5 protein-coding genes are annotated in these 5013 nt (G+C 43.8%); all 5 read right to left on the reverse strand.

Going from position 1 to position 5013, the window contains the following annotated elements; all coding sequences use genetic code 11:
- On the reverse strand, nucleotides 1-292 hold a 292-nt coding region (locus OB13_RS10615), incomplete at its 3' end, for a hypothetical protein (protein ID WP_461490141.1).
- A gap of 528 nt (nucleotides 293-820) precedes the next feature.
- Nucleotides 821-1102: a hypothetical protein gene (locus OB13_RS10620; RefSeq protein ID WP_461490142.1), complete on the reverse strand. Its 282-nt coding sequence runs from the start codon at nucleotides 1100-1102 to the stop codon at nucleotides 821-823.
- A gap of 32 nt (nucleotides 1103-1134) precedes the next feature.
- Nucleotides 1135-1920 carry a hypothetical protein gene (locus OB13_RS10625; RefSeq protein WP_461490143.1) on the reverse strand — a complete coding sequence of 262 codons (786 nt, stop codon included), beginning with the start codon at nucleotides 1918-1920 and terminating at the stop codon, nucleotides 1135-1137.
- A gap of 19 nt (nucleotides 1921-1939) precedes the next feature.
- On the reverse strand, nucleotides 1940-2716 hold the full coding sequence (locus OB13_RS10630; protein WP_461490144.1) for a recombinase family protein: 777 nt from the start codon (nucleotides 2714-2716) through the stop codon (nucleotides 1940-1942).
- 1562 nt (nucleotides 2717-4278) lie between these two features.
- The coding region (locus OB13_RS10635; RefSeq protein ID WP_461490145.1) for a type ISP restriction/modification enzyme at nucleotides 4279-5013 on the reverse strand (735 nt) is incomplete at its 5' end.

Raw genomic sequence — 5013 nt, forward strand, 5'->3', positions numbered from 1 at the left:
TTTCATAAAAACCTGACAAATCAATTTTATGCTTTGTCGTGTCGTCGCTTATTTCATACCTATCCAATCCTTCTTCTAGAGCAGTTGCTTTTTTATCTAACCTATCTCTTTTCTCTTTAAGAAATTCTACTTCCAACGCCAATTCGTCAGCCTCAGCCTCAATTGCTATCAATTCATCTAGAATTTGCTTACTGATTATGGAAGGCGTAACAATACACGAAATCGAAATCAACAACCCTGATAAAGCAATGAATTTGTATAGATTATCTGTTGGAAGATTGGGAACATTCATTAATTAGATTTTCTTAAATTTTGGCCAATTTTTAAATGCTAATAGCCGCTTTGGAATTATTAATATTCAGGCACACTTACCGCTTAAAACAAGTCGAATAATACTTATTTTAAGCGCATTTCCCTAATTAAAAATTGTGGCAATTAAAGTTTTTTCTGCCTTGCTTGTTGGCGCAACCAAGTACGGGAATGAACAAAATTCCTAGCATTTTAGAGTGACTTTGTAACCACTATTTACCCTGCCGCTGCCACGCCTTGTAATCGTCAGGGAAAGGTGCTCCCGCATGAATTGAGACATGCCCAATGTGTCGCCTTGGTCTCTGGTCGCCTTACAAAACTCCATCATGGTGTCTTCAATGCGGTTGTACTGCGCATTTTTCTTGTCCTGCACCTTCACCATTTGGGTAATGCTCCAGATAGGAACAAGAAGGAAGCCGCTGTAGATGATGACACGGACAATGTATTGGCGAAGAACTTTCGGCGGGGCGTTAGCTAATTGAATGGCTTCGAATAGGAAAGGATAGCTTTATCAACTCTTAGTTGCCCTTGCTATTGTTGATAGAAAATCTGATTTCACTGCGTTTTCTAGTTCTTCCATCAACGCATCATATTTTTCATTAACGATGTCATCAAAATCCTTTGAAGTGCCTTTAATGAGTTCTTTAATTTCAAGCTGTTGGCCAATAATACCTTGTAGATACACATTGCTTCGGATGGAATTTTTTAAAATCTCAGCAGCGAGTAAAGTAGGGTCAATATTGAAAGATTGGTTTTCAAGGCCACTCATAAGGTCATTAATTTTGTCAGACATAGTTGCAAGTGTTAAGTTGAATATAAATATAATTAAAGAATCTTGCTTAAAATAAACGGCGGCTGCTTCTTTTCAGGATTGCCCTTGCTGATGTAGGTCAGGCTAGGGTCTAGGCTAGCTTCGTGTGCTTGGTGCATGTTCAGGCGGTATTGGCGGTCTGCCAGCACGCCAAGCAGGGCAATGAAGCTGCTTCCGCTTGAAAGCTGCTCTCTTTTGCTGCGGTCTGCATACAAGGCGTAGTAACCGTCTTCTTGCTCCAACACCGCGCCGTGGTCAATCATCTGCTGGAAAAGCAAAGACGTAAACGGCCAAGGCTCTGTGTGCTTGGTATTAGCTTCAAAATATACCAAACCTTCGTCTATCCGAATTTTCAGGTTCACCGCTTTCAGGTGCGGGGCAAGTTCTTCTGCTTGCTTAATTTTAAATTTAAGATTCGCAACTTGCTCCTGCTGTAGTTTGCGTTTGTCTTGAGCTTCAGGCAGGTCAAACAGAGAGACTTGACTACCCTTTGCAGGCGTCGCTTCTTCGTCTGAATCAGGTGTGCTATCAAACAGGTCTGGACTGAAATCCCTTCTTGGCTCTGGCGCTGGCATAGGACTTCCGCAATACCCTTCATACCACCGCTCTAACTCTTCCCGCGTCTCAAAAGCGGCCAGTATCCACTTCGGGTTATCGGGCATAATCATGTACAGGTCGGGATTCTCCAGACTGTACAGCTTCCCGTCCTTAACGCGTCCGCACCTAAAGCCTATTTCCCATTCTACTGCGGCGTAGCATTCAGTGTCACGGGTAATGTCGCGTGGGTTAATCTTTGCCATGTGAATTTTAAATTTAAAGTTATTTAACGGGTTCTGTTTCAAGTTCTTGCCTTGCCTGTGCCAACTGCTTGATGTATGGCACATTGGAGCGGGTAAAAGGCTTACCTGTGGGGGTTTTAATGTCGTACTCGTTCAGCGCTGCCGCCAGTTCAGATAGGGACGCGTCAGGCTTGTGCTTTAAGCACTCCAGCACGCGCTTTACGGCTTTCTTGGTGTTGGCATTCGCCATTGCCTTTTCGCGCTTCCTTGCGGCTGCTAGTGCCCTTTGTTCTTCTGTCCAGCCGTTCGGGTTGCCCAGCCTGTACACGCCGTTCTTATCTGGCTTCATAGCGGTAGGGGTACCTGTGTCGTCGGACTTGGAGTTAAGGTAATTGCCAGCCGCTATACGGGCTTTCTTACTTGCCAGCCCGTCTTTGGTGCGGGCGCTTATCAACTTGCGCTCGTGCTGGCTCATGGCCGCGAAAATGTGAATGGTGAACTCGTTGGCTTCTGGCATGTCACAGCAAACAAAACTTACCTTGCTCTCCTGCAACTCCACAATAAAGCGCACATTGCGGCTCAACCTGTCCAGCTTGGCAATTACCAGTGCGGCATTCATGTCCTTGCACATTTGCAGCGCCTTCGCCAGTTCGGGTCTGTCGTCTTTCTTGCCGCTCTCAATGTCGGTAAACTCTGCCACGATAACGCCCTGTATACCGACAAAGGAAGTAACAGTGCTACGCTGTGAATCCAGACCTAAGCCAGACGCGCCTTGCTTAGCGGTGGAGACGCGATAGTAGGCAACGTAGTTTTTCATTGAAAGCCTTGTATTGGTGCTCTGTTATATATGACTTCACAAATATAGGAAATTGCTGTTAAATATCTCTAACGTCCGATAGAGTGTTTTCAAACTTTTTTAAATTTTCCGTAAGATTCGCCCTTACTTAAGGATATAATCAGTATCCCATCTGATTTTTTTCCGCCGTAGCTGTCACATTGCCCGCTTAAGGATACTTTATAATCTATCCCAGATTCCAAGTTCAGAGGGTATTCTAGTCTTTCAGATTCAGACTGCTAACAAAGCTATAATACATATGATATAATTTTCATGTTTCTCCGTAACATAAGACAACATGTGCTTGTATAAGTCAATCAAGAACTTTTATTTAGAAAAAGTACAATTCACGTTGTTTGTTGTATGTGAAGGAATTTACCTTGATAGATAGACATTTTTCTGTCATTTTTTCTGAACGGCACAGTGCTGAACTTGCTCGTGAAACTTCCAGCGTGGTACTTGGGACTTGTCCTTGCTATGCGGAAAACGGTGCGATATCATTGTGCTCCAGCAGTAGGAAATAGGAGTGTGATTTTTTGTCCTAATCTATTTGGAAGGCACTACATACCTTCACGAAAAATAAAGTTGGCCGAAAAGCGCAAGAAAACGGTGGTGCTGCATTACTACGGTATGGCGAAGAAATTACAGGATAAGCTTGAACGCTGACTAACCGACGGCTCGGCCTTTTCCTATACTGGTACAGAGAGCGGAAACAGTCGTTGAACTCGTGTCCTTTTTTTGAAAATACGCTTGCAGTACCTTGTTAAGGCAACAAATTAAAAAAATGAAGAAATATGGAAAGTGAAAATAACCAGCGGTACAGCATTTCAGTTTCTGTTTGCACGAATTGGAAAGGGGGTAACGGAATTACAAGAAATAACTAGAACAACATTCAACTAAAATAGCCCTTCAGCGGCTACAAGGTAGCAGGCTGAAGAAATAAATATTGCCGTGGCTTAAAACATTATCGTTTTCGGCAATAGAAAGAAATGTGAGCGGGCTGGTGCGCCAACACCAACCGCTCATAGGTAATCAAGAAAATGTAATTTGAGATTGTATGGAAGTACTAATGATTTGTTTGGGCATAGGCATCAGCGGGGCACTTGTCCTGTTAGCCATCGCCGTCATCGTCTGTGCCTGTAGAGCCAAGGAGCCAGAACGTGTAGCGCAATACGCTGCTTCTGCATTTGGCCTATCGCTGACATCAATCTTTAGCGGTAAAACGCCGAAGAAATGATAATGTTTAAATGTCGCTGTCCCAAATATAGCAGGGCGGCGGCATTTTTCATTATTTGTGACCCATTTTCTGGAAGCGGCGGTGATCTGGTTAATATAGTGATTGCCAACCCGCCTTTTCAGGCTTTTCTGGTCTATGTTTGTCCTAAGTGTGCAACTAGCCACACTTAACTCTTGTTTTCTGGAACGAGATGAAAAACGAGTATTCAGCTCAGAAATTGGTCTATTACACAACTAAAACCGTCGTTCTTGAGGTGTGATGAAATAAATGAACCCCATAGCAATTTTGATTTTAAATTTAAAGTTGGCTACTGAACTGACACATCAGCTTCCACAGTATGTTCAAACTCCACCTTGTCAATCTCTTTCATCAACCTGTCAGTCTCCGCTAAAGCGACTATAATACGCTGGTAGTGCAGTATATCATCAAAACCTAGCTGTCGGCTCTTGCGGTCTTTCAGCCACTTTTGAGCGGGTTGGTAGCCGCCTATATAGAACTCCCAAGCCGTTTGTGGCACGTCGGCGAAATATTGCGTGTCGTTAATGTAGACATGGCCGTTTTCATACCGTGGCTTATTTACTATGTTGCTGCCGTCTTCAGGATATTGCGTGATGTACTCGTCAACTACAGGGCTTTCCAGCAAGTGGATTTGTCTTAACTGTTCGCCTAGTGACACCAGTTGCCAGAATGCTTCGGCGTTGGTAGGGTAGGGTACACGCGGGAAATCTATCTTTAGGAACTCATTGTACTTCTTGCGGTAAGTCGGACTATGCAGCACTGCGTAAATGTAGTCGAGCAGGTCAATAGGTGCGAAGGTCTGGTGAAACTCGGTGCGCACATCTGGGCTGGTAGCAAAACACACCTTGCCTTCACTTTCTTTTTCAGGAGCAAAGGTTAAGCCAACAGCATCAGCAAACTTTCTTAAAGCTTCTTTATTAAAGTTAGGTGTGCGGGCTGCATTTTCTACAATCTGGGTTTGGGCATTGTCTATAGGATAGAGATATAATGGGAAAATATACCCATTGTCTAGGGTTGACAAAAC

It is taken from the genome of Pontibacter sp. HJ8, assembly GCF_054824225.1.